This window comes from Clostridium brassicae, assembly GCF_026738875.1.
Lineage (GTDB): Bacteria > Bacillota > Clostridia > Clostridiales > Clostridiaceae > Clostridium_H > Clostridium_H brassicae.
Window position 1 is genome coordinate 1 of record NZ_JAPQFJ010000011.1, and the last position, 26948, is coordinate 26948.

At 28.6% G+C, this 26948-nt stretch carries 22 protein-coding genes and 1 pseudogene; 12 read left to right on the top strand and 11 right to left on the bottom strand.

Annotated features, from left to right (window positions below):
- Nucleotides 1-237: 237 nt before the first annotated feature.
- The 3 genes from OW729_RS11165 to OW729_RS11175 all read right to left on the bottom strand — a co-directional run bounded on the left by OW729_RS11165 (nucleotide 238) and on the right by OW729_RS11175 (nucleotide 2608).
- Nucleotides 238-645, bottom strand: coding sequence for a hypothetical protein (locus OW729_RS11165; protein ID WP_268061592.1), 408 nt, complete (start codon nucleotides 643-645; stop codon nucleotides 238-240).
- Between the two features lie 156 nt (nucleotides 646-801).
- The gene (locus OW729_RS11170; protein ID WP_268061593.1) at nucleotides 802-1431 is read right to left on the bottom strand and encodes an epoxyqueuosine reductase QueH; all 630 of its coding nucleotides are present in this window, start codon (nucleotides 1429-1431) and stop codon (nucleotides 802-804) included.
- Between the two features lie 163 nt (nucleotides 1432-1594).
- The gene (locus OW729_RS11175; RefSeq protein ID WP_268061594.1) at nucleotides 1595-2608 is read right to left on the bottom strand and encodes a phosphodiester glycosidase family protein; all 1014 of its coding nucleotides are present in this window, start codon (nucleotides 2606-2608) and stop codon (nucleotides 1595-1597) included.
- 490 nt (nucleotides 2609-3098) lie between these two features.
- Between OW729_RS11175 and adhE the strand changes: the two genes are divergently transcribed.
- Nucleotides 3099-5696: a bifunctional acetaldehyde-CoA/alcohol dehydrogenase gene (adhE, locus tag OW729_RS11180; protein WP_268061595.1), complete on the top strand. Its 2598-nt coding sequence runs from the start codon at nucleotides 3099-3101 to the stop codon at nucleotides 5694-5696.
- Nucleotides 5697-5844: 148 nt separating this feature from the next.
- Here the strand turns inward: adhE and OW729_RS11185 are convergent, their stop codons facing one another.
- Complete coding sequence (locus OW729_RS11185) at nucleotides 5845-6672, bottom strand: methyl-accepting chemotaxis protein (RefSeq protein WP_326498373.1); 828 nt, start codon at nucleotides 6670-6672, stop codon at nucleotides 5845-5847.
- Between the two features lie 365 nt (nucleotides 6673-7037).
- On the opposite strand from OW729_RS11185, the gene OW729_RS11190 reads away from it, so the two are divergent.
- Nucleotides 7038-7721 carry a TIGR00266 family protein gene (locus OW729_RS11190; protein WP_407647667.1) on the top strand — a complete coding sequence of 228 codons (684 nt, stop codon included), beginning with the start codon at nucleotides 7038-7040 and terminating at the stop codon, nucleotides 7719-7721.
- Nucleotides 7722-8138: 417 nt separating this feature from the next.
- Here the strand turns inward: OW729_RS11190 and OW729_RS11195 are convergent, their stop codons facing one another.
- Complete coding sequence (locus OW729_RS11195; RefSeq protein WP_268061596.1) at nucleotides 8139-8306, bottom strand: aspartyl-phosphate phosphatase Spo0E family protein; 168 nt, start codon at nucleotides 8304-8306, stop codon at nucleotides 8139-8141.
- Nucleotides 8307-8684: 378 nt separating this feature from the next.
- Between OW729_RS11195 and OW729_RS11200 the strand changes: the two are divergent.
- From OW729_RS11200 to OW729_RS11220, 5 genes and pseudogenes are all read left to right on the top strand, one after another.
- A pseudogene (locus OW729_RS11200) lies at nucleotides 8685-9155 on the top strand (M20/M25/M40 family metallo-hydrolase); the annotation flags it as partial.
- 221 nt (nucleotides 9156-9376) lie between these two features.
- Nucleotides 9377-9934 carry a uracil-DNA glycosylase gene (locus OW729_RS11205; RefSeq protein WP_268061597.1) on the top strand — a complete coding sequence of 186 codons (558 nt, stop codon included), beginning with the start codon at nucleotides 9377-9379 and terminating at the stop codon, nucleotides 9932-9934.
- Nucleotides 9935-10308: 374 nt separating this feature from the next.
- Complete coding sequence (locus OW729_RS11210) at nucleotides 10309-10683, top strand: GntR family transcriptional regulator (protein ID WP_268061598.1); 375 nt, start codon at nucleotides 10309-10311, stop codon at nucleotides 10681-10683.
- An 11-nt stretch (nucleotides 10684-10694) separates the two neighbouring features.
- Nucleotides 10695-11819 (top strand): DUF1648 domain-containing protein, encoded by a 1125-nt coding sequence (locus OW729_RS11215; RefSeq protein WP_268061599.1) that lies wholly within the window; start codon nucleotides 10695-10697, stop codon nucleotides 11817-11819.
- A gap of 85 nt (nucleotides 11820-11904) precedes the next feature.
- Nucleotides 11905-12639: a YhfC family intramembrane metalloprotease gene (locus OW729_RS11220; protein ID WP_268061600.1), complete on the top strand. Its 735-nt coding sequence runs from the start codon at nucleotides 11905-11907 to the stop codon at nucleotides 12637-12639.
- 141 nt (nucleotides 12640-12780) lie between these two features.
- Here OW729_RS11220 and OW729_RS11225 read toward each other — a convergent pair whose 3' ends face one another.
- The 3 genes from OW729_RS11225 to OW729_RS11235 form a co-directional block, all read right to left on the bottom strand.
- Nucleotides 12781-16212: a pyruvate carboxylase gene (locus tag OW729_RS11225; protein ID WP_268061601.1), complete on the bottom strand. Its 3432-nt coding sequence runs from the start codon at nucleotides 16210-16212 to the stop codon at nucleotides 12781-12783.
- A gap of 324 nt (nucleotides 16213-16536) precedes the next feature.
- Nucleotides 16537-17010: a hypothetical protein gene (locus tag OW729_RS11230; RefSeq protein WP_268061602.1), complete on the bottom strand. Its 474-nt coding sequence runs from the start codon at nucleotides 17008-17010 to the stop codon at nucleotides 16537-16539.
- 157 nt (nucleotides 17011-17167) lie between these two features.
- On the bottom strand, nucleotides 17168-19066 hold the full coding sequence (locus OW729_RS11235) for a glutamine synthetase (protein ID WP_268061604.1): 1899 nt from the start codon (nucleotides 19064-19066) through the stop codon (nucleotides 17168-17170).
- 395 nt (nucleotides 19067-19461) lie between these two features.
- On the opposite strand from OW729_RS11235, the gene murI reads away from it, so the two are divergent.
- Both murI and OW729_RS11245 read left to right on the top strand, forming a co-directional pair.
- Entirely contained in the window at nucleotides 19462-20235 is a 774-nt protein-coding gene (gene murI / locus OW729_RS11240; protein ID WP_268061605.1) for a glutamate racemase, read from the top strand.
- 609 nt (nucleotides 20236-20844) lie between these two features.
- Nucleotides 20845-20997, top strand: coding sequence for a hypothetical protein (locus OW729_RS11245; RefSeq protein WP_268061606.1), 153 nt, complete (start codon nucleotides 20845-20847; stop codon nucleotides 20995-20997).
- Nucleotides 20998-21033: 36 nt separating this feature from the next.
- Here the strand turns inward: OW729_RS11245 and OW729_RS11250 are convergent, their stop codons facing one another.
- Nucleotides 21034-21687, bottom strand: coding sequence for a pentapeptide repeat-containing protein (locus OW729_RS11250; RefSeq protein ID WP_268061714.1), 654 nt, complete (start codon nucleotides 21685-21687; stop codon nucleotides 21034-21036).
- A gap of 500 nt (nucleotides 21688-22187) precedes the next feature.
- Between OW729_RS11250 and OW729_RS11255 the strand changes: the two genes are divergently transcribed.
- From OW729_RS11255 to OW729_RS11265, 3 genes are all read left to right on the top strand, one after another.
- Nucleotides 22188-22658 (top strand): hypothetical protein, encoded by a 471-nt coding sequence (locus OW729_RS11255; protein WP_268061607.1) that lies wholly within the window; start codon nucleotides 22188-22190, stop codon nucleotides 22656-22658.
- A gap of 239 nt (nucleotides 22659-22897) precedes the next feature.
- Entirely contained in the window at nucleotides 22898-23413 is a 516-nt protein-coding gene (locus tag OW729_RS11260) for a peptidylprolyl isomerase (protein ID WP_268061608.1), read from the top strand.
- A gap of 26 nt (nucleotides 23414-23439) precedes the next feature.
- Complete coding sequence (locus tag OW729_RS11265) at nucleotides 23440-24108, top strand: helix-turn-helix domain-containing protein (RefSeq protein WP_268061609.1); 669 nt, start codon at nucleotides 23440-23442, stop codon at nucleotides 24106-24108.
- A 23-nt stretch (nucleotides 24109-24131) separates the two neighbouring features.
- Here the strand turns inward: OW729_RS11265 and nrdG are convergent, their stop codons facing one another.
- Both nrdG and nrdD read right to left on the bottom strand, forming a co-directional pair.
- Nucleotides 24132-24623 carry an anaerobic ribonucleoside-triphosphate reductase activating protein gene (nrdG, locus tag OW729_RS11270; RefSeq protein ID WP_268061610.1) on the bottom strand — a complete coding sequence of 164 codons (492 nt, stop codon included), beginning with the start codon at nucleotides 24621-24623 and terminating at the stop codon, nucleotides 24132-24134.
- Between the two features lie 172 nt (nucleotides 24624-24795).
- A complete protein-coding gene (gene nrdD, locus OW729_RS11275) occupies nucleotides 24796-26916 on the bottom strand; it encodes an anaerobic ribonucleoside-triphosphate reductase (RefSeq protein ID WP_268061611.1) in 2121 nt (706 codons plus the stop codon).
- Nucleotides 26917-26948 lie beyond the last annotated feature (32 nt).

The following is a 26948-nucleotide window of genomic DNA, read 5'->3' on the forward strand; positions in this document are numbered from 1 at the left end:
TCTTGAGTAAAGGTAAAATTATTCATAGGATAATACCGCCTTTCTTAATTTTTCTGTAGCAAGAAAATTATACTTCAAGGCTTGGTATTATCCACTATTTATTTTTTGGAAACTATAATATGGAAACTAATAAAGTTTTGTTTGTACAAAACTTAGGTAGTTAAAAATATTATATTTAAATTTATTTTTGTTAGATTTAAAATTGACTATAATTTTAGAGTTTATTATAAACAAACATCATAAACTTTGTTCTAGTTCTACAGTTAGAAAGTAGCTAACAGGTTTGTTATTTATAGAACAATTCATAAAATTGTTAGCCTTGTCCACATAAATAAAAGTGGTAGTTTGTCCATTAAAAGCAGCTATATTAGCTTCTGAATCAACAGTAGTATATATTAAATTTTCATCAGTAATATTATTGCGGTATATATTGAATCTTAAAGCTACTGTGGTATCAAAAGGGGTAGGCTTTCTCCAACTTATTGTTGCTATTAAAGAGATTAAATTTTTTGATGCTTGAACGGTTAAGGGAATTTTAGCTAGAAGTATTGGGTCAGAATAAATGGAAATAGGGGATTCGGGTCGAATTATTGCGGCATCAAAGCTATTGATTAATCCTTTCCCAAGAGTTAAAGGCATTGTCATTTTAATTCCTCCTTGCAGTGCAATAAAACATATTGTGTTTCGTTATATAATATGTTTTTAAAACATATTTGTGCTAAAAATTAAAAAATAAGAGTATGTTTCAAAATAATTTTTAAAACATACTCTTCATAGTTAGATTAAAAACAAACAGGATATTTATTTTTCATTAATAGTTTTTAAATTTCTTTGAGAATATACACAGCCGCAATAATTTTGTCTATAAAGATTATATTCCTTACTAAGCTCTATGGAACGTTTGTATCCGTTTTTCTTTTTGAAATCTGAGTTGAGAAATTTTATATCAAGTTCTTTTGCTAATTTTTCTCCAATTTCATTGATTTTTTCTGCGTTTTTATGAGGGCTTATAGATAATACAGTAGTAAAATAATCAAAATTTAATTTCTTAGCTTTTTTTGCTGCTTCTCTCAAACGTAATTCATAGCATTTAAAACATCGAGTGCCACCTTCACGTTCCTCTTCTAGTCCTTTTGCAATATCAAAAAATTCCTGTGTATTATAATGTTCTTCTATAAAGTTAATTTTTATTTTTGTAGGTAATTGTGCTATGAACTCCTTTTGTTCTTGAACCCTTTTTCTATATTCATTTTCAGGATGAATGTTAGGGTTATAATAAAATATTGTTATATCAAAAAACTCTGAAAGATATTCTAAAACATAACTACTACAAGGAGCGCAACAACTATGTAAGATAAGTGAAGGAACTTTATCTAAAGCTTTTATTTCTTCTAGTTTTTTATCTAAGATTTTTTGGTAATTAACTTTCATTTTAATGACCTCTTTTTATATAATTAAATTTCTGTTTATTAGTGTATAAAACACCTAATTAAAAATATTATTTTTAATTAGGTGTTTTATACTTTATTTAAACACATATTAATTTTCAATTAAGCAATTGTTACTTTAAATATAAGTAACTAAATTATATATTTTATGGTGTTACATAAAATATAGAAGGAATTTCTCTTTCACCAGTAGATTTGTAAGGGTTGCTTATAACTTTTTCTTTATAGTACATGGTAGAAGATGAACCTCCGTCTAAATTTATAGCATAATACGCACCATATTCATATAAAATATCTTGTAATTCTTTTAAAGTAACTGCAAGGCGGCCTATGTACTTACCGTCAATAACTAGGAACAGTATACTTCCATCTTTCCTTTGACCTATGGCTGTTCTAGGAGCTGTACCCCAGCCTCCATCTCCAGAGGTTATAGTCTTTTCACCATTTACTATTAAACATGGACCAAAAGATACAGCATCAGTTACGTTTAATTTTTTTAATTCGTCTACTGTATGATTACCAACTATCAAAGTTCCATATTTAGTAATACCAGCTATACAGCTTTTTTCATCTTTCTTTAAACTATTGTATACTACTTTACCATTAGAGATTATTATACCAGAAGCGGAGCCACTTGTTTTTGAACCAGTATTTTCTGAAACAATAGAATTAGCATCAAAACCTCCTGCATTTATCGCAGCAACAGCATTATAACGTTTTGCAATTTGACTAGTAGTTTCACCGCTTTTACCTATCTCATCAGAAAATCCGACTTTTACTCTTTTAGGGTTTTTAATTACTAAAAGATGCCCTGTAAATTTATCTCCATTGATATAGTATCTTTCTATTTCATTGGAGCCTTTAGGATTATTGTTTATTTTATTAGTTATTTTTTCGTTTAGTTTATCAATATCTGTTTGAACTATATTTTGAATTTTATTTCTGCTTAGTATTTGATTTATATGGTCCTTAGATAAAAACATTGTAGCAATCCATTGATGGGTAGAAGTAGTCATTGCTGATCCGACAACTGTAGTTTTTACATTATCAAAAGGCCCATAGTAAAGTAAAAATGGGGCAGAAATTATGGTGAAGATAATTTCAAATATTATAAACCATTTTTTTGGTTTCTTGTCTTTTTCAGACTTATTTTTAAACATAAATATCACCCTTGTATATTCTATATTAAAATAAAAATTTATACAAGCTGTTTTCTGGCATTAAGAAAAATTTTTATATGCCAAATAACGACCTATAAAGTAAAATATAGTATTTATAGATAATAATATGAAATTTTCGTAATAATCATGTAACTTTGTTTGTTAAAACAAATATTTTGGAATTAAAAAGATAATTATATCATTCCTCAAACCCAATATATATATTATAAAGTTAATTTGGTTATTAATAAAGGTTAATTATACATAATAAATGTAAAATATTTAATAACAAATAACTTTTAATTGCCATAAAGCGTTTAAGTTGGTAAAAATAAAGATCTTATATATTAACTAATGATATTTTAAATAAGATTATTTTATATCAAAACTTAGAAACTGCAACTAATAAAAAGATGTGAAATTACTAATACTACAAATTGTTAGGATGTGATTAAAAAAATTATGTATTCATAAAGAGGTGATATTATAAATGAAAGTTACAAATGCAGATGAACTAATGGACAAAATTAAACGAATTCGAGAAGCACAAAGAATATATTCTACTTATAATCAAAAGCAAGTAGATGAGATATTTAGGCAAGCGGCTATGGCTGCTAACAATGCTAGAATAAGACTAGCAAAAATGGCAGTAGAAGAAACGGGAATGGGTATAGTTGAAGATAAAGTTATAAAAAATCACTTTGCTTCAGAATATATTTATAACAGATACAAGGACGAAAAGACTTGTGGTGTTATAAGTAGAGATGAAGCTTTTGGTATATCTAAAGTTGCAGAGCCAATAGGGGTTGTAGCTGCTATTGTACCAACTACAAATCCAACATCTACAGCCATATTTAAGGCTCTCATAGCTTTAAAGAGCAGGAATGGGATTATATTTTCTCCTCACCCAAGGGCAAAAAAATCTACTGCGGAAGCGGCTCGTATAGTATTAGAAGCAGCTGTAAAAGCTGGAGCTCCAAAAGGGATAATTGGATGGATAGATGAACCTTCAGTAGAATTATCTCAGTTAGTTATGAGTAATTCTGATATTATATTAGCTACGGGTGGTCCAGGAATGGTTAAAGCTGCTTATTCTTCCGGGAGACCAGCTATAGGGGTTGGTGCAGGAAATACTCCGGCGATAATAGATGAAACTGCTCATTTAAAGATGGCTGTAAACTCCATATTACTTTCTAAAACCTTTGATAATGGAGTAATATGTGCATCAGAGCAATCGGTAATAGTATTAGATGAAGTATATGATAAAGTTAGAGAAGAATTTGAAGCAAGAGGAGCATATATACTTAAAAAAGATGAGGTCGATAAGATAAGGGACATAATAGTAATTAATGGTGTATTAAATTCAGAAATTGTAGGTCAATCAGCACATAAGATAGCAGCTATGGCAGGAGTTGATGTGCCACAAAATTCTAAAGTGTTGATTGGAGAAGTAGAATCTGTTGAACTAGAGGAACCTTTTTCTCATGAAAAATTATCCCCAATACTTGCTATGTATAGAGTAAAGACCTTTGATGAAGCATTGAAAAAATCTGTTAGACTAATAGAACTTGGAGGATTTGGACATACTTCTGTGTTATACACTGATCAAATTAAATCAAGAGATAGAATTGATAAGTTCGGAGCCGTTATGAAAACAGGAAGAACAATAGTGAATATGCCTTCATCTCAAGGGGCTATAGGAGATGTCTATAATTTTAAATTAGCACCATCTTTAACTTTAGGATGTGGTAGTTGGGGTGGAAACTCAGTATCAGAAAATGTAGGTGTTAAACATTTATTAAATGTAAAAAGCGTAGCAGAGAGAAGGGAAAATATGCTTTGGTTTAGAGTCCCTGAAAAAATATATTTTAAATATGGTTGTACTCCTGTAGCATTAAGAGAATTAAAAGAAATGCACAAGAAAAAGGCATTTATAGTAACAGATAAAGTGCTTTTTCAATTAGGTTTTGTGGATAATGTTATACAAATACTAGATGATATAGGTATAGATTCTAGGGTATTTTTTGATGTAGAGCCAGATCCAACTCTAGCAACAGCTAGAAAGGGAGCACAAGAAATGTTAAGTTTCAAGCCAGATGTAATTATAGCTGTGGGGGGTGGATCACCTATGGATGCAGCTAAGATAATGTGGGTTCTTTATGAGCATCCACAAGTAAGATTTGAAGACCTTGCTATGAGGTTTATGGATATTAGAAAGAGAGTATATACGTTTCCTAAAATGGGAGAGAAAGCGATGATGGTGTCTATACCAACATCAGCAGGTACAGGTTCAGAAGTGACTCCTTTTGCAGTTATAACAGATGAAAAGACAGAAATAAAATATCCATTAGCGGATTATGAGCTAACACCTAATATGGCTATAATTGATGCTGAGCTTATGATGAATATGCCAAAACCCCTTACTGCAGCATCAGGAATAGATGCATTAACACACGCTATTGAAGCATATGTATCAGTACTTGCCTCAGAATACACTAATGGGTTAGCTCTTGAAGCTATAAGATTAATATTCAAATATCTTCCTCAATCCTATGAGGAAGGGCCTAATAATATAAAAGCTAGAGAGAAAATGGCTCATGCATCAACTATGGCTGGAATGGCTTTTGCAAATGCATTTTTAGGAGTTTGTCACTCTATGGCACATAAATTAGGTGCAATTCATCATATACCACATGGTATAGCTAATGGAATACTTATAGATGAAGTAATTAAATTTAATGCCGTTAATAATCCAAGAAAGCAGGCTGCTTTTCCACAATATAAATATCCAAATGCTAAATGGAGATACAGTCAGATATCTAATTATCTACATTTACATGGAGACACAGAAGATGAAAATATAAATCTTTTAATTAAAGAAATAGATCAATTAAAGAAAAAAATTAATATACCAAAGACTATTAGTGAAGCAGGGGTATCAAAAGAAAAATTTTATGCTAGCTTAGATAAGATGTGTGAAGAAGCTTTTGATGATCAATGTACAGGAGCTAATCCAAGGTATCCTTTAATAGAGGAAATAAAACAGATGTATATAAATGCTTTTGAGGGAAGTTCTACGAGAGTTTAGCTAACACGTATTTAGATCAGAGTAATTTTATATAATAAAGAAGACTATTAATAATCTAATTTGATAATAGTCTTCATTTTTTATTTTAGATTTAAATATTTCAAAATCTGATAAGCTATTATTAAAAAGAGGTTTAAATGAATAGCAATTATCCTTTGAAATCATCAGCGATAACTTTTATTTTTGCTATATGGGATTTTAACTCTATCATAGTAGCACTAATTTCTTGTGTACTTGAAGCTTGTTGTTGAGTTAGATCCATAATTGTATTTACTGAGTCGGATATACCTTCAACTAAAGAAAATATATAAGTTAGCTTATTTGATATATCATTAACATTTGTTGCTGTACTTTGAGCTAACTTTTTGACTTCAGAAGCTACTACAGAAAATCCTTTTCCATGTTCTCCAGCTCTTGCAGCTTCAATTGCAGCATTAAGAGAAAGGAGATTTGTCTGATTAGCAATTGTTTTTATAAGGTTAGTTACTTCGTGGATTGTTTTTATTTCTTTATTAGCTTCTGTAGTTTTACTAGACAAATCTTCAACCATGGTTGCAAGGTTAACCGCAGAGTTGGCAATGGAAGTAGAAGCACTTTCTGTTTGGTTAACAGCTTCATCTAATTCGCATGAAGTTTCTCTAAGTTCAGATAAGTTATTTGAAAAAGGTGAAGTTACTGAAAGTCCACCCACTATAACTCCGTTTTCATATAAGGGGATTGCCATACCAACATATCCCACTCCATATGGCGAGTCTTGTTTAGCTATTTCTGAATAAACTCTTTGTCCTGTACGACAAGCTTTACTTAATACTGTTTCTTCGGCAATTGTATCGCCAATTTTTACAGGAAGTTTAAGAATATCACATTCTAAATATTCTACGATTTTGGAATTTTCAGTGATTAGGATAGTACAATTTTTATTATTTAGCTCATATAACATTTCAGCTGTTTGTTTTGCAACATCAATTATAGACACGTTATCACTCCTTAAATTATATTGATATTTAATTTATTAATTTCTAAGGGGTATTTATATAACAAAATCACATTTATAAATTATTCGAATGGTTTATATAATTCTTAAGTAATCTATACAGAAAAAACTATGTAGTTTTCTAATTAATTAGGTTATTTACAGTGAAATTATAGAATAAAAAATATTATATTTTACAATAAAGTTTTATAATTGTGATATTTTAATTGAGAAATTTTTTTGTTTTGAAATATGTAGTTAAGATTTAAAATAAAATGGACGAAATTATAAAAGAATGTCGAATAAAATAATATGGTATAATATTTTTTTATATTATTATAATTAAAAGATAAAGAGAGGTATGAAATATGGAAATAAACCATGAGTTACTTTATAGAGGATCTAATACAATGCTTAAGGTATGGCTTGAACAAGGACAAGCTATAAAGGCAGAATCGGGGGCTATGGTTGCAATGAGTCCTACTATTGATGTGGATGGGAAACTTGAAGGTGGTATTTTTGGAGGAATTGGAAGAATGTTAGCTGGAGAAAAATTTTTCTTTCAAACTTTAAAAGCATCTAGGGGAAAGGGTGAAGTTTTACTTTCGCCTACATCTATTGGAGATATAATACCTATACAGATGGATGGAATGACAGAATATGTAGTTCAAAAAGATGGTTTTCTAGCGGGATCCGAAAGTCTTGATATATCCACAAAGATGCAGGATCTCGCAAAAGGATTTTTTTCAGGAGAAGGATTTTTTGTATTAAAAGTAAGAGGAAAGGGAACTTTATTTGTAAGTTCTTATGGAGCTATTCATCCATTAGATGTTCCAGAAGGAGAAGAAATGATAGTAGATAATCAACATTTAGTTGCTTGGCCTGAAAATATGGATTTTACAATAGAAAAGGCTTCAAAAGGCTGGATATCTTCAATAACTTCAGGAGAAACCCTTGTTTGTAGGTTCAGAGGTCCAGGAAGAGTATATATTCAAACTAGAAATCCTGCAGGATTTGGACATTGGATTAGAAAATTTGTTCCTGCAAAATAGAATATAAAAGTGTAAATATAGGGTAAAATTTCGTTGGAATTTTACCCTGTTTTTATACAATGAAACTAGTAGGGTTAAATATAGATTTAAGAAGACTAAAGAATGGTGTTAAAAAAAATAAAAGGGAAAGAACCCCTTTATAAGGGGTTCTTATGGGGAAATATATTAAAAAAAGAAACTAGCTTAGTTTAAAATAAAGATTTAAATTAATATTTGAAAATGAATATTTATTTAAAAAAGAATTTACAAATCAATGTTTTTTATGTTGTAGCTTATGAATAATTATACTTCTTAATATATATTTATGCAAGATTTTTAATTTAATAAATGTAAAAAAATAAAAAACAGAATAAATCTTAAAATATACAAGAAATATATATAAAGCTAAAAAATAATGTTAAATAAATATTATTTGAGCTAATTTTGAGTATTTGAAGATATCTTAATATAATTATTAATCAACTTGTCCAACTTAACACTAATAGTCAATACTTCCTCATCAGATAGGCTAACATCCTTGATTCCAACTAAAGTGTTTAATTTTTCTTTTAGAATATTAATTTCACTTAAAATTTCCCTGTCCATACATATCCTCCATATAATAACATCTATGATAATAATATCTATGATAATAATATCGATAGATTATGCTGTAATCTTAATCATAATGTATATAATTATATAGTCAAAAATTTACAAAATCAACTTAAAATTAATCTGTTTTTATATAATTAGTAAAAAAGTAACAAATTATTCACAAAAAATTTTAATTTAGATAATTTTAATATTCAATTTTTTTTATTATATTTAAAAAGATGTTTTAACAATTAGATGGGTAATAATGTGCACTGAAGGAAATAAAACGAAAATTTATACATATTCTTAATTATGCGTATTTTGAATTAAAGTGTGTATTTATGCTAAAATTATTAATAAATTTAATTAAAAGGAAGGACAATTATAATGGATAATCTTTTCAAAGATTTATTTAAAGATAAAGTATTTTATTATTTTGCTGACATAAGTAATATACCGAGGGGATCAGGGAATGAAAAGACTATTAGTGATTATCTTGTAGATTTTGCAAAGAAGCGTAATTTAGAAGTTGCTCAGGATAAAGCATTGAATATAATAATAAAGAAAAATGGAAGTAAGGGATATGAGAATTCTCCTATAGTTATTTTTCAAGGGCACATGGATATGGTTTGTGAGAAAAACACAAATATAGAACATGATTTTAATAAAGATCTTCTAAAATTAGATGTAGAAGGAGATTTTATTAAGGCATGAGGAACAACACTAGGAGCAGATAATGGTATAGCAATTGCTTATTGTTTAGCTATATTAGATACAGAAGATGTTTCTCATTCACCGTTAGAAATTTTGTTTACTACTGAAGAAGAAACTGCTATGAGAGGAGTGGCTGAATTAAATTATGATGTACATACTCCAAAAGAAAAACTTAGTATTCTTCTGCTAAGAGAACTTTTAGATATTTATTAAATGTTTTAAAAGAGATAAAATAAGCTTAGGTCACCATTTAATTTTAAAATAACTTTGTAAAATTGAGGGGAATGTGTAATATTAAACTTATATGAGTTTGTAATTAGGCAATTCGCTTAATTATAATAAATAATAGATTTGGGGTGGTTTATTTGCTTCAATGGAGAGAATTACATAAAGAATGTATGGAGTGCCATAAATGCGAATTGGGAGATACTAGGACTAATATGGTTTTGGGAGAAGGAAATCCAAAGGCGAAGATTATGTTTATAGGAGAGGCCCCAGGGGCAGATGAGGATAGACTTGGAAGACCTTTTGTTGGAAGAGCTGGTCAATTATTTGAAAAGGGAGTTCAAGCTCTTAATTTAATGAGGGAAAGGGATTTTTATATAACAAATATATGTAAATGTAGACCCAAAAACAATAGAACCCCTTATGAGGAGGAAGCAAATGAGTGTATTCCTTATCTTAGAAATCAAGTAGCACTTATAAAGCCTAAAATAATTGTTTGTCTTGGAGCTACAGCTATGAAATATATACTAGGATCTGATTGGAGAATAACCAGAGATAGAGGGAAATGGGTAGAGAGAAAAGGGTATTTTATTACATGCACTTTTCATCCATCTGCTGTTTTAAGAGATGATAATAAAAAATTTAGTTTTTGGGAAGATCTTAAATCTATAAAAAATAAATATGATGAAATAGAATAATATTGTTACATAATGAATAAGGTCGAGGAATAGGTTTTCTAAAATATATGTAGTTATCTATTAAACCTTTAGTATGCAAAGAAACACTAAAGGTATATTCTTCTAAGAACCTTATCCTAACTATGGGATGTCCATATCCCAGTTTAGTTGCCGGAGTCCATATTCCGGCAATTACGCATTTTTAGAAATTTACACCTTAAGTGTTTCTAGTTACTATTTCAAAGTTTAATTGGCTAACTACATGATAGAAAAATTTTTAAAAAGTATTGTTTTTTTATTTTCATTGTTCTATTATGTATATAACAGATATAACTTATAGAACATAAAATATTATTAGATACAAGTATTGTAATAATGGAGAAAGGGGGGGGATTATGCTTATTAAAATAGATTTTCAATCGGAAACTCCAATATATATTCAACTTAGGAATGAAATAATAAAAGGAATAGCTAAAAAACAATTGTTGCAAGGGGAGAATCTTCCTTCTGTAAGGCAAATGGCAGAAGATATAGGAATAAATATGCATACTGTAAATAAGGCATATAACTTATTAAAGGAAGATGGTTTTATTAATATAGATAGAAGAAAAGGTGCCATGATTGGAAGTATGCAAAATATAATTACAGAAGATTTTATGATGAAACTTAATGAAGAAGTAGATGCATTAATAGCTGAATCTTGTTGTAGGGGAATGAGCGAAAAGGAATTTATAGATTTATGTAAAGAAAAATTTAATTCTTATAAATAGGAGGACATTAAATGGATATAAAAATGATTATTATAAATTATGTTCCAGTGCTTTTAATACTATTCTTTTTAGGAATATACATGCCAAATTTAACTAGAAAAGAAATATTTTTTGGTATAAGAATACCAGAAGATATGATTAGTACTCCTGAAATTATCCAGTTTAAGAAACAGTATATAAAAAATTATTTGTTAGTTTGTGGGCTACTTTTATTAGTTATAGTGGGAGCTGTTATTTATAGTAAAAATGAGATTGTTTTTGTTATTGGCATATTTATATATTTGTTTGTTGAAATGATGGTATATTATAACACGCATAAGAAAGTTAAAGAGTTTAAATCACAGCACAATTGGGAAGAAGGAAAAAGAGAAGTTTTGGTTGTAGATACTAGTTTTAGAAGTAATAAGAATGGAAAAATACTTGTTAGTTCTCTTTGGTTTTTAGTTCCCATAGCTATAATAATTGCAAATATAATAATAGGATATAAAGTGTATCCTGATTTGCCTAATAAGCTTCCTTTACACTGGAATTCACAAGGAATAGTAGATACTTGGGTACAAAAATCTCCTAAAGTAATTTTTATGTTGCCTGTTACAGAAGTAGGTATGCTTGTTGTTATGTATATATCATATAAAGTTATAGGCATGTCTAAAGTTCAAATAAATGCTTCTAATCCAGGGGTTTCAAGAGAGCAAAATAGACGTTTTAGATACTTGTGGTCTGGATATATAGTATTTTTATCCGTATTTATTACATTAATATTTACTTTTGCTCAATTAACCGTATTAACTGTAATAAAATGTACATCTGATCAAATGGTTATAGCTATTGCAATTCCAACTATTATTATTATAGTTGCTAGTATAGTTCTTTCTGTTATGACAGGGCAAGGAGGAAGTCGAATAAAAATAAGCCAAGATAATAAAAATGAAGGGTATATAGATAGAAATGATGATAAGTATTGGAAAATGGGAATGTTTTATGTAAACAAAAATGATCCTGCGATGATTATTGAAAAAAGATTTGGAATAGGATGGACAATAAATTTTGGAAATACTAAAGCGATACTACTATTTATATTATTAATGATATTTATTATTTTATCTTCTGTTATGAGTGTTTGGATGGCAAAATAAATTTACATTTCTTTAAAACAGAGCCTATTATATAAATATTGAAAGTTTACTTAAAACAAAAAGTAAATGGGGAGGGGATAATGATATGATTAGTAATAGTAAGTTAATATTTATGATTATATCTACTATTATATGTTTTGGTTTGCCAATAGGATTAACAGTCTATTTTTATAAGAAAGAAAAAATATCTTTATTTGCTGTATTTTGTGGGGCACTTATGTTTATTGTATCTCAAGTATGTTTGAGAATACCAATGCTTCAGTATTTAAATAAACAACCTTGGTTTATTAATTTTATAAAATCAAACACAGTCATTTACATGGTACTTATAGCTTTAAGTGCGGGAATATTTGAAGAAGTTGCAAGATTTATTGGAATTAAGTATATACTTAAGAATAGATTGAGTTGGAAAAATGGAATTGCTTTTGGAATTGGTCATGGTGGAGTTGAAGCAATTTTAATAGTAGGATTTACTTATATATCAAATATAATATATTCATTTTTTATTAATAGTGGTAACGAAATTCCTTATGCAGATGTGCTTATAAATACTCCTTCTTATATGTTTTTGTTAGGGGGATTAGAAAGAATTTTTGCAATAGCTCTTCATATGGCATTGACTATGGTTGTTTTAGAAGGAGTAATAAAAAAACAAGGAAAGTATATTTTATATGCTATTTCAATACATGCTTTAGTAGATTTTGTGGCTGTATATAATAAAAATATTTTTTTAATAGAGGGATTTATGTGTTTAGTTGCTCTTATAAGCTTGAGATTTTTAATTAGATCTAAGAGTAAAATTAAGTCTTTATCTTTTTAATAAAGCTGAATAACTATTTTATTAAAGTGAATTATGTGGGAATTTGTACTTTATATGTAGTGGTTTAAGAATATTTAAAAAGCAGAGCCTATGAAATAATATTTCATAGGCTCTTAATTATAATTTTGATAACGGTTTTAATTATTTAAGCTTAATTAAAAGTTCTCCTGATTTAACTTGTTGACCTTCTTTAACTAATATTGAATCTACAGTACCATTTGTAGATGCAGTAATATTTGTCTCCATTTTCATGGCCTCAATAATTATTAGACTATCATTTTCTTTAACTTCATCACCTGGTTCAACTAACACTTTTAATACTGTACCAGGAATACTTGAACCAACTTCTAGTGGGTTATCTGGATCAGCCATTTGTAATGTATTTACATTGGTAGAATTTTGGGCACTCTTATCTTTTATTTTTATTTCACGTCTATTTCCGTTAATTTCAAATACAAGAGTTCTAAATCCTTCTTTGTCTATTTTGTTTATTTGGAGAAGTTTTATAATTAAGATGTTTCCCTCTGCTACCTTAACTTCACAAGTTTCTCCTTCACGTAATCCATGGAAGTATATATCGCTTCCCATTCTACTTAAATCACCATTTTCCTTAATGTATTTTAAGTAGTCTTCAAATACATCTGGATATAATGCATAACTTATAATATCTTTTTTTGTAGCATCGATATCAAATTTTTCTTTAAGATTCTTAGCTATAGCGTTGAAATCTTCAGGTGGAAGAAGTTCACCTGGTCTGCATGTAATAGGTTTTTCTCCTTTTAAAATTATTTTTTGAAGAGCTTCAGGGAATCCACCTTCAGGCTGTCCCATCATACCTTTAAAATATGCTACTGAAGAATCTGGGAAAGCCATATCTTTTCCTTTTTCTAAAATGTTTTCTTCTGTTAAATTGTTTTGTACCATAAATATTGCAAGATCACCAACCATTTTAGAAGAAGGAGTTACCTTTACTATATCTCCAAGCATTAGGTTTACTTTCTTATACATTTCTTTAACTTCATCAAATCTATGACCTAATCCAAAACTTTCTACCTGAGGTTTTAAGTTTGAATATTGACCTCCTGGTATCTCGTATTTGTATATCTCTGTAGAACCAGATCTTAACTCAGATTCTAATTGAGCATATACAGGTCTTACAGCAGCCCAGTAATCAGAAAGTTTTTGAATTCCATCTAAACTGACACCTGTAGCCCTTTTAGTATGCTCAAGAGCTGCTACAATAGAGTTAAGTGCAGGTTGACTAGTTAAACCTGACATACTGTTAAGTGCAGTATCTACAATATCAACTCCTGCTTCAGCAGCCATTATAAGTGTAGCAACACCATTTCCAGTTGTATCGTGAGTATGAAGATGGATAGGTATTGATATTTCATTTTTTAAGGCTTTTATAAGTTTGTGTGCAGCATAAGGTTTTAATAGAGCGGACATATCCTTTATCCCTAGAATATGAGCACCCATATTTTCTATTTCTTTTGCCTTTTTAACATAGTATTCTAAAGTGTATTTATCTTTTGATTCATCTAAGATATCTCCAGTATAACAAATACAAGCTTCTGCTACTTTATTATTTTTTAGAACTTCATCTATAGCAACTTCCATTCCCTTTAGCCAGTTAAGGGAGTCAAAAATTCTAAATACATCAATTCCAGAGTTAGCAGCTTCATTAATTAATTCCCTTACTACATTATCTGGGTAATTTTTATATCCAACTCCATTAGAACCTCTAATAAGCATTTGGAATAATACATTAGGTATTTTCTTTCGAAGCTCTGCAAGTCTAGTCCAAGGAGATTCTCTTAAAAATCTATAAGCTACGTCGAAAGTTGCTCCTCCCCACATTTCAATGGAGAATAGGTCTTTTTCGTAAAGAGATGTAGCTTTACCGATTTTTAACATATCTACAGTTCTCATCCTAGTTGCCATTAAAGATTGATGAGCATCTCTCATAGTTGTATCTGTAAGAAGAAGTTTTTCATTAGATTTTATCCATTTAACAAGACCTTTAGGCCCTTCTTTATCTAATATTTGTTTAGTACCTGTTAAGTCACTAGGAATACGTGGTTTTGGAACTATAGGTACATCGAAGTCCCTTTTAACTCCACGAGTTTCATTTACAACTTTATTTCCTATAAACTTAAGTATATTGTACTCTGTATCTGTTTTAGTAATGATATCAAATAATTCTTTATGATCTTCTATGAATTTTGTAGTACATTCTCCTTTTGCAAACACTGGATTGTTTAAAACGTTGATTAAAAAGTCAACATTTGTTTTAACACCAGATATAGTTAACTCTTTTAAAGAACGCATAGATTTTCTTATAGTATCTTCAAAGGTTCTTGACCAAGCTGTAGTTTTGAAAAGTAAGCTATCGTAGTATGGGCTTACTATAGCGCCTGTAAAACCATTACCTCCATCAAGTCTTATACCAAAACCTGAACCAGTTCTATAAACGTCTATTTTACCTGTGTCAGGAGCAAAATTATTTGAAGGGTCTTCTGTTGTTACCCTACATTGAATTGCATAGCCTCTAACATTAACATCATTTTGAGAAGTTATGCCTATTTCTTTAGAATTTAGAGGGTAGCCTTGTGCAATTAAAATCTGACTTTGGACTATATCAATTCCAGTAACCATTTCAGTTACAGTGTGTTCAACTTGAATTCTAGGATTCATTTCTATAAAATAGTGGTTTCCATGAATATCAACTAAGAATTCAAGAGTTCCTGCACTTCTATATCCTACAGAATTAGCAATTTTTAATGCATCTGCACAAATTTCTTCTCTTTTCTCAACAGGGAGAGCAAATGCAGGAGTAAATTCGATTACTTTTTGATGACGTCTTTGTACCGAACAATCTCTTTCATATAAATGGACAATATTTCCGGACTTATCTCCTAAAATTTGTACTTCTATGTGTTTAGGATTTTCAAGATATTTTTCAATGAATATATCATCTATACCAAAAGCTTTTTTAGCTTCATTTTTAGCACTTTTAAAAGAAGGAATTAGTTCATCTTCATTTCGAACTATTCTCATTCCTCTTCCACCGCCTCCAGCGGCAGCTTTAAGCATTACTGGATAGCCACATATTTTTGCAAATTTTAATGCTTCTTCTTCTGAAGTAACAGGTTTTTCTACTCCTGGGATAGTAGGAACATTAACACTTTGAGCTACTAATTTTGATTTTATTTTATCGCCCAATTTTTCCATCATATTAGCAGAAGGACCAATAAATTCAATACCAGCTTCTTCACATTTTCTTGCAAATTCAGGATTCTCAGATAAAAATCCGTAACCTGGATGGATTGCATCTACACCTTTTTTTAAAGCTAAATTTATTATTTCATCAATATTAAGATAAGCCTCTATAGGACCTTGTTTTTTCCCGATCTCATAAGCTTCATCTGCTTTAGTCCTAAATAGAGCACATTTATCTTCATCAGAGTAAATTGCCACAGTTCTAATTCCGAGTTCATTACAAGCTCTGAATATTCTTATGGCTATTTCTCCTCTGTTTGCAACTAAAATTCTTTTGAACTTTTTAACCACTTTATTCACTCCTTTTCTGTATAGGTAAAAATATGCAATTCTGCAATATATTTTATGCAAATAATGCAACATATTAAATGCATTTGATGCAAAAAATAATAATAATACTATTATATATGAGTTACATCATTATTTCAATTGCATATTTTCAAAAAATAACTTGCAAATTTCTCAAAAGTTAATGTGATAAAATTACATTTTTATTATGATTATATGAGAAATTAATATATGATATATAATATATTATTCTCCTATATTAATAAATGAAACGATATAATTAATAAAAAATTAAGTCAAGCCCTAGTAGTGGACTCGACTTGATTTTTACTTATCTTCTATTATTTCAGCATCAGATACATTTTCAGTAGTAATATCATTTTCTTCTATAGTAATATCATTTTCAATATTTGTTCCACACTTAGGACAGAACATAGTTTCAGAGTTTAAGGTTTCCTCACATTCAGGACAAACTTTTTTGTTTTTTATTTGAATTACCCTGTTTTTCATTTCTTTTACCTTATTTTTTAAATCTAACACGTCGTTACATTGATCTACTAAATCAGGATCTATATACATTCCATTTTCATGCTTTTCACAGACTATTTTACCAATTTCGGTATATATGTCTTTGATTTTAGATTCTTCAGAGTTTATAGATACTGTTAGTTTAGATACTTCAACAAGTTCTTCAGATTTTTTTGCTATTTTAGCTGATCCTTCTTTAGCTGTTTGTGCAACTACTTCTGCAGTATCAATAGTAGTTTTAGTTATCTTTGAAATAACATTTTTAAAATCCATTAATTAATCCCCCCGAAATATATAATATTTTAGTAATTTTAATAATAGTTTAAAGGAATAGTATAGTCAATATATTTTAACTTTAATTAACGGTAAATTCAAAATTTAATAATTAACTAAAAAACTCCTAGGCTAAATAGCTTAGGAGTTTTTTTAGTTATATATCTAAAAGATTTGTTTTATAATCTATATATAGTTTTCTTAATTCTTGCATTTTATTATCCATCTCAACTTGAAGATCAGAAATTGAAGCTAAGTCACCTGCATCTACAGCATCGTGTATTTTTGAGAATAAGGACTTAGAAGAATAAGAATCTTTCATTAAGTAATATCTTAATTCATTTATTTTTTTCCATCTAGTTATATCTACGTCATAAGCTTTTTCTACATCATGAAGCATCTTATAGCTTCGTATAGTTCTTATATGATTAGGAATAATTCGTGCTATGATTTCTGTTATCCATCTTTTTTCAACACCACTTCTGAAGCTATTAATTATTTTATCAGTAAATACTTCTCCAGATTTCAATACTTCAAGTTTCTCAGGATGTTTATCAAAGGATAATAGATTTTCATATACTGTATTAGGTGCAACTCCAAATAATCTATTTCTTTCTTCTTCAGTATAATCCTCAAAGACGTCCTCCTCACTTCTGTAAGCTCTGTCTTTTTCAAGATAATCGGCTTTTTCACCAGCTTGCTTAGAAAGCTCAGCGAAAAGCTCATCTTCAGTTTTATTATTAGTAATTGCATAAGCAATACCATCATTGCATGCCATAAACATTGTAGCTAATGCAAGATAGGTATTTGTATGAGGATTTGGCGATCTAAGCTCAAATCTAGTAGCTAGTGGAGCAGTTAAATCACGTATAACTCCTAGTAATATAGTTCTGTTTCTAGAAGGAACATCTACTGAATGACCTACAGATGTAACAATACATACAGGAGCTTCAAATCCTGGTTTTAATCTTCTTAGAGAGTCATTAGTGCAAGATATAAATGGATTTATAACCTCATAATTTTTTAAGATTCCCATTACTGAGGCATATCCAAATATGCTTAAGAAAGTCTTTCCTGTAGCTGCAAATAAATTTATTCTTTTTCCGTTCTTTAATTTTAATGAAAAACTTAAATGAGTGTGTTCACCGCTTCCAGCAACTCCATTAATAGGTTTAGCAAGAAAATTAACATCTAATCCATGTCTCCTAAAAGTTTCTCTAACAAGTATTCTAACATATAACTCATTGTCAGCAGCTTGAAGAGCATCAGCATATTTCCAGTCAATCTCTAATTGTTCCATTATGTGAGTCAAGTTTCCACTTTCAGATAAAGTAGCTTTTACGCCACCAACTTCTTTATGACCCATTTCAGATTCTAAACCATATTTATCCATCAAATCAAGTACTTCTTCAAGTGCAGTTCTTACTGAACCTTTTGTTCTAGTCCAATATTGTTCTTGAAGAACTTGAGATGTAGAAAGTTCTTCAATATGAGCTCTTTCTTCAGGGGTTTTTACCCAAAATTCAAGTTCAGTGGCAGCTGTAGCATAAACATCTTCTATATCATCTACAGTTATTCCATAAGGTTCAAGAAGATGAGGGTAATCATTGAAGTATTTCATAAGATTTTTTTCAATATGTTCTATAGAAGATTTTAAAATATGTCTTGAATCAATTGCTTTACTGTCATGTATTAAGAAACAAGGTATTCTAAGTGTTCCAATAGGCTTTTTAGTCTCAAAATCTATATTTTCATAATTGTAGTCTATAAACCAGTTAACATCAGTATCTGGAATCATATCTACTTTAGCATTATTTAATGTAGCAATACCAGGTAAAACAACAGATGAACCGTCTGTTTGAATAGCCCCTTTTAAAAATCCATCTATGTCATCTAAAAAAATTCTTATTGGAATCTTTTCGTCAGTATCATTACCTGAAAAATCTATACCTATAAGAGATACAAATTTAATTTCTGGATGTTCAGTAAGAGTTTTTCTTATACATTTTTCAGAATGATCAGATTTTGGTATAGAAAAAATTAAATCATTAAACATTTTATTCCTCCTCATAAATTAAACACAAAAAACTGTGAAAATTTTTGTATTTATTATTTTAACCCCATTTATTTTAAAAATTATATAAAAATTCTATTATATAATTGATAAATTGTCAATGAGATTAGTTTTTTTTATAAAAAATTTTAAATGGAAAAAGTTAAGTTTTCTGTTTAAAGAATGTATATTCATATAGTATTAAAAGAATTTGTGAAGTATAATTTATATTATGGGTAAAATTGATATGTTTTAATAAAATAATAAGTTTTGTTTTAATAAGTTATGCTAAATAAGCAAATCATTAAAACATAGACTTAATACAATATATGGATTCTCGGAAAAGATTGGAGGTGAAACTGATTTGCAGGTAGAATTTCTGTAGATCAGTTAAAATTATGGACATTAGCAATAAACCTATAGGTTTTTTCGATTCAGGAGTTGGAGGATTAAGTGTTTTAAAAAAATCTATAGAACTTCTTCCAAATGAAGATTTTATTTATTTAGGTGATTCTAAAAATGCTCCTTATGGGGTTAAGAGTGTTGAAGAAGTTAGAAAACTTAGTTTTCAAGCTGTAGAATTCTTATTACAATATAATGTTAAAGCTATTGTAGTTGCATGTAATACAGCAACTAGTGCAGCTATAGAGCAACTTAGAAAAGAGTATAAAAATATTCCTATTATAGGAATAGAGCCAGCTCTAAAACCTGCAGTGGAATTAAATAAGAGAGGTACAATAGTTATAATGGCAACTACTATGACTTTATCAGAAAAGAAGTTTAATCGTCTTATGAACAAATATAAAGATAAGGCTAATATTGTACCATTACCTTGTCCAGGGCTTGTTGAACTTATAGAAAAGGGAGTACTTCAGGGGAGTGAAGTAAATCAATTTCTTAAGGATAAATTTTCAATTTTAGATAAAGATGAGATAGCTTCAGTAGTTTTGGGATGCACTCATTATCCCTTTATAAAAAACGAACTCTCTAATGTGTTAAATAAAGATGTTATTATTATAGATGGAAGTGACGGGACGTCTGCTCAGTTAAAAAGGCAACTTAAACGTAATAAAATGATTAATTTAAAAGGAGAAAAGGGAGCGGTACATATATATAATACTTTAGATGATAAGGAAGTTTTAGATATTTCATATAAGCTGTTAGGTATTTAATAGAAAAATACTCAATTTTATAAGTAATTTTTCAAATTTACATCAAGATAGTTAAATTGTAAGTGAATTATTTCTCTTCTCTTAAATAAAAGGAAGCTAGTGATGAACAATAAAGTAATTTATTTAATATTGGAAATTATACTATTTTTAGCAGTAGATTTTATAGCTATAAATTTTGGATTATGAATTAGTGCTGGTCCATGTGAGGCTGGTATTCCGACTGCAACTATTTCAATATTATGTTCAGTAATTGTAATTTATACTTGTGTAATTGTTGATGAAATTAGAAAGCTTAATAAATAATATTAAAAAAGATAATATTCAATTTTTAATAGATAGTTTGAATCAAGAGAATACATTAGAACTGATGTTAAATACTCTGTAATTTCATATTAGCTTTCAAATAAAATAACCTTAAATTATTTTTAGGTTATTTTATTTTTTTATAAATATAGGTTTATAATTTTAAATTATTTCTCTTTTTATATAGTGTAAGATCAATCAAATGAATCCCAAAAAGGAGACTTATAAAAATAAAATATGATATTGGAATTTTATGAAAGTTATGTATAATATAAAATATGGAAATATCAAAAAGTAGGTGATTATTTGAAAAAGAATAAAGTATTAACTATTATAGTACTTATTATAGCTTTGCTTTCTTTACATAGTACATGGTTCACTAAATTTAAATATAATAATTATATTACTAGTGCTTGTTTTTTACTTCTTGCACTAATAGTGTTTTTATCAAAAGATTAATAATAAACTCTCTAGTTTCTTGAAAATCATATCTCATTATTTTTCAACAATAATTCCCCAAAGGGTAACTAGATCAGCTGCTTGAAGCATATTGATTTTAATTCCTTTAAGTTCAATAGGAGGGGTGGATACCGTTGGGGCAACAAACTCATTTCTGGTAAAATCAATACCTGTTAAAATTGTTTTAAAAAAGTTATTTCTAATAAATTGTGAATTTCTTGCTTGGAATCTTTTTAATTTAGCTTCAGTTATAGAAACCTCAGAAAAATCTATATCTTCAAAAACAACATCTGTCATTTTAGTTTTATCAAAATAGGAATATTGAAAATTTGATTCTTCCATAGATGTGTGTTTAAAAATAGAGTCACTCATATTTACTCCTATACATTTACATGAAATAAACTGACATCTTTCAAAATATGTTTCTGTAAAATTACTGTTTGACAAATCACAATTCAGAAATACAACATCGACAAAACTTGCTCTTTCAAAATCGCAATCAAGAAAGGTACAGTTTTCAAAAATGCTTTTCTCAATTTCAATTTTAAAAAAATCAAAATGCTGCATATGTTCTTTAGAAAGCTTTATTTCACTGATTGGTATTTCCTCATTTAAATATTGTTGTATATATAAGGAAAAATCCTCTATAGTTATCGGAACTGACGGGAACTGTGGCCTAATCATACTTATGGTTTTATTCGTTGTATTTCTCATACATTACATCTCCATTCTTTATATAATACAAAGCTCATATAATTGTACATAAACTTTTAGGTAATATGAATAATCTTTATATCTAAAAATATATATTAAATTTACGAATAATTCAATCTACTGGATTCATGTATATGTATTTTTATAAATATTCTTCATATAATCACCTTGTTTTTTCATTTATATATTTTTTATGTTTTATTAATGATAGAGATAGATATAATTATCCCTAAAAATTAGGATTGACTGTTGTTATTGAGATTTCTGGCTTACTTTAATTACAAGATAATATCATACTTGTAGTAGATTGATTTGATAGTCTATATAATCTCATAAACTACCTAGAAAATTTGTAAGTAATTACTGATTGATAATAGGAAATGTTGTATATCAAGATTTTTCTGGCGTGTCAAATTTTAAGTATCTGAATAAATTATTATTATACAATACAAAACTCATAGAAATAAGGTGGTAAAATGAAGATATTTATAGTAAGAAAAGAAAATGAATTAGATGAAGAAAAACAAAAAGATGAAAAGGTTCAGAGAGTTGCAATTAAAGAAGATGAAAAATTTAATTATATAGTAATAAAAAATCCTTACGATAGTAATAAAATATGTATTATAAACGATATAGAGATTTTGAATCAGGGTGTACCTAATAAATTATGTCTTATGGTAGGAGAAGAAGATCTATATAGAGATATAAATGATAATTCACATGTTAAAAAATTTGATATACTTAATTTTAAAACTAAAAATATACAAAAAGGGAATGAGTCAAATATAGAGATAAGTAGTAGAGATATTTTAATTAATGAAGAGTGCAATATACTAAACAAATTTACAATTATAATGTTACCTAGAGGATGTATATTTATTAAATTAGATAAAGAAGTAAATTTTTTTAATATGAATATAAATTGGACAAGTGAAGAAATATCATAATAAATAGCTATTTATTATGTTGCAATATTTATATTATATTTTAGTATTGATTTATATTGAATACAACTTGCCTTGTTTACTATAGTGTATAATATTAATCAAATTATATAAGACTATTAATTTTATTAATAGTCTTATAGCTAACTAAAGAATTAATTAAGAGAATTTAGTTAATAATATGGTATAATTTAGTGGTACAATTATTTCAAAATACTATTGCAATGGAAGGAGAAACATATATGAATCCAGTAGTAACTATTAAAATGAAAAATGGGGATGTTATAAAAGCGGAGTTATATCCAGAAATTGCTCCTAACACAGTAAATAATTTTATTAGTCTTATAAATAAAGGATTTTATGATGGAGTAATATTTCATAGAGTAATTCCAGGGTTTATGATTCAAGGGGGAGATCCAGAAGGTACAGGAATGGGTGGACCTGGTTATTCTATTAAAGGAGAATTTACAGCTAACCGTTTTAAAAATGATTTAAAACATGCTAGAGGAATTTTATCTATGGCGAGAAGTATGGCTCCCAATTCAGCAGGAAGTCAATTCTTTATAATGGTGAAAGATTCACCACACTTAGATGGTCAGTATGCTTCTTTTGGTAAAGTAATAGAAGGAATAGAGAATGCAGACAAAATAGTTAATGCAAAGACAGATTATAGTGATAGACCTTATGAGGATCAGGTTATGGAAAAAGTAACAGTTGATACTTTTGGAGTAGAATATCCTGAACCTGAAAAAATGTAAATAAAAAATCCCACGGAGGAATACATATGAGCAGAGTAGGGGAGAAGATAAAAGAAGCTAGAACAGCTTCTAAATTAACTCAAAAACAATTAGCAAAAAAAATTGGGGTTTCTGAAAGCTTTATAAAAGATATAGAACTTGGTAAAAAAATTATAAATGAGAGTGTTATGAACAAAATCTCAAAAGCCTTAGGTAAAGATTTAAATGATATAACGATGTCTTTTGAAGAAGAAGTATTAAAAGAGGCTGTAGAAGAAAAAAGGGGTAGAAAAGTGGATACTCCAAAAGTAAACGACGTTTGGAATGACGCTTTTAGTTCAGTTTTAAAAACAGTACCTGTATATGAATACAATTTAAATAAGGCGTTAGATGGAAGAAAAATGCCTATTATTGATAATAAGATTGAAGGATATTCAAAGGATAAAGTTGTATTTTTAAAAATACAAGATGATGATATGATTGGATTTAGAATTTCAAAAGGAGATATTGCATTTGGACATATAACTCATGAAATTGATAATAATGCAATTTGTCTTATCGAATATAATGGAGAAAGAAATATAAGGCAGATAAAGAAATTAGATAGCAATAAAATTCTTTTAATAAGCAATAGGGGATCTTTAAGAACTGAAACAGTATCACCAAAAGACATTAAGGTTTTAATTAAACTTGATAGAGTGGAAATTATACTATAGAAAAAAGTGCTTAGCACTTTTTTCTATAGTATAATAATTTTTTCTGATTTTAGGCTTTCTTTTACATTTATTATTCTTTGATTTGTAGAACCTACGTATTTAGGGACATCTTCTTTTAGACTTTTATTAAATTTCCCATCTATAAGAACATCTATGTGTTTTAATAAATTTAGTTTATGTTTATCATTACTTCTTAATATTTCTTCATATGTATAACCTGTGTAACACCATAAATTTAAATCTTCATCTTTAATCTTTTTAGCAAGAATAGTCAATTGTTCTGCTTGCTCAAAAGGTTCTCCACCAGAAAAGGTTACGCCTGAAATCAAAGGAACATTATGTTGTATTCTATTAAATATATAGTCTAAAGATACTTTATCGCCATAATTAAAATTTTGCATATCTTTATTGTGACAACCAATACAATTATGTTTACATCCAGATACAAATAGAACACTTCTAAGACCTTTCCCATTCACTGTGGAATTATCTAAAAAACCTGCAACTTGAAGCATAATAGTCTCCTTTCTATTTATAAGAAAAAACCCCTTTACAATAATATATTGTATCAGAGCTTTTATTTATTATTTAATATAATTGCATAATTAAAAATTTTTAATGCTAAAATCGTATAATGTATGTAATTTTAAAATTATGCAACTTTCTATTTATTAAAATCTTATATGTTTAAATAGTATATGTGTTAATATGTGATTCATCATTATGAGAAGTTCTATCTTTTCTTTCAGCAATCTTTCCATTACCAAATCGTTCATCTAGTGAAAGGTAGCCTGTAACTCTAGATATACCTTGTATATTTTTACTTTTACATTTAGGACAAGTGTGTTTAGAAGCTTCTATTCTTTCACCACAATCTCTACAATATTTCATATGAAAGTTTATGCCCATATAACTAATATTAGTGTTTTTATAAGAATAATCAATTATTGCTTTAACATCTTCAGGTTCTGGGTACCCATCCATTTCAATGTAAGTTATGTGCCCACCATTACATAATTTATGGAATGGTGCTTCTAGGTCTATTTTATCTTTTATAGATATTTTATATGAAACAGGAATATGATAGCTATTAGTATAGTAATCTTTATCTGTAACTCCTTTAATATTTCCAAATATTTTTTTATCTTGAATTATAAACTTTCCTGAAAGTCCTTCAGCAGGAGTCGCATAACATGACCAGTTTAATTTATCAAGTTCTTTATATTCATCACAGAATTCTCTTATATGAGAAATAATTTTTAATCCTAACTCATAAATATTTTTGTCTTCAGCATGATGTTTACCAGTTAAAGCAGTTAGAGTTTCTGCAAGACCAATAAATCCAATACCCCATGTGCCTTGTCTTAGAATAGGTTCTATAGAATCATCAAGAGATAGATTTTCAGAACCTCTCATTAAATGTTCTCCTGCTACAAAAGGCAAGTCTTTTACTTTTAGTTTTTTAAGTATACCATATCGATGTAATAATGATTCTCTAACAAGAGATAATCTATTATCTAAAAGCGAGAAAAATTTGTCTATATTACCTTTAGCTAATATTCCAATACGTGGAAGGTTTATTGTAGTAGGAGCAATATTACCTCTACCAGCAGGTCCAGCTTCACCATTTATATTAGACATTATATATGTTCTACATCCCATAGTAGCTGCAATAATACCTTTATCATAATATTCTTTATTAAAATCTGCATCTAGATTCATAAACATAGGATTCATTCTCTTACTTGCAACTTTGCAAGCAAGTTCATATAAATAATAATAAGGGTCTTCTTGCTCTCTATTTACACCTTTTTTTACTCTAAATATTATGTTAGGGAATATAGGTTGTTCTCCTTTACCTAGCCCTTTTTCATATTCTTGCAAAAACGTTTCACATACCATAGCTGCATCTTTGCTTCTAGGAAGACCTAAATTTATTGAACTAAAAGGAACCTGACTTCCAGCTCTAGAGTGCATAGTATTTAAGTTGTAAACTATTCCTTGCATGGCTTGATGAACAACTTTTTTTAATTTTTTTTCTGCTATTTGTTCTATGTCTAATCCTGTTTCATTGAATTCTTCTTTATATTCTTTTATTATTTCTTGTCTTGTCATATCTACGAAGTCTGCCATATCATTATCAAAGTCAACATGGGCTTGACCTCCGAACATATCATTTTGAGTACTTTGAAGCAATATACAGGATAACTCTGCAGCAGACTCTATCCTTTTAGCAGGGAGAATTGTGCCGTAGCCTGTATTGAATCCACGTTTTAGTATTTTACCGGTTTCAATATTCAAACAGTTAGTAGTTAGATTATAACTATCTAAATCATGATAGTATATATCTCCATTTTCATGAGCTTTAGCTAAGTGTTTAGGCATTGCAGCAAGGTTATACCATTTATTAGATTCGCTAGCGATTCTTAGAAGCTTAGAGCTGAAATTATTACCTACATTTGCATTATCACGATCTGTTTCAATTCCTATGCTTTTAATGCTTCTCATTAAATCTGATTTTATCTCTCTTAATTTTGTTCTTTCTTTTCTATAATTTGAATATGCGATCCCTATAGGATTATATCCGTTTTGTAACAAAACATTTTCAACAATATTTTGTATTTCCTCTACTGTTACTTTATCATATCCTTTTTCTTCGATGTGTTCTATAACTCTTTGAGTACCTTCTATAGCTTCGCTTTCTTTTAAGTTGAAGCCTATTTCATCTGCAGAAGCTTTAATAGCGTTAGTAATCTTAATAGAGTTGAATGGTACTTCTCTACCATCCCTTTTCACAACATATAGCATTCACTTTACCTCCAACCACAACATATTGTACA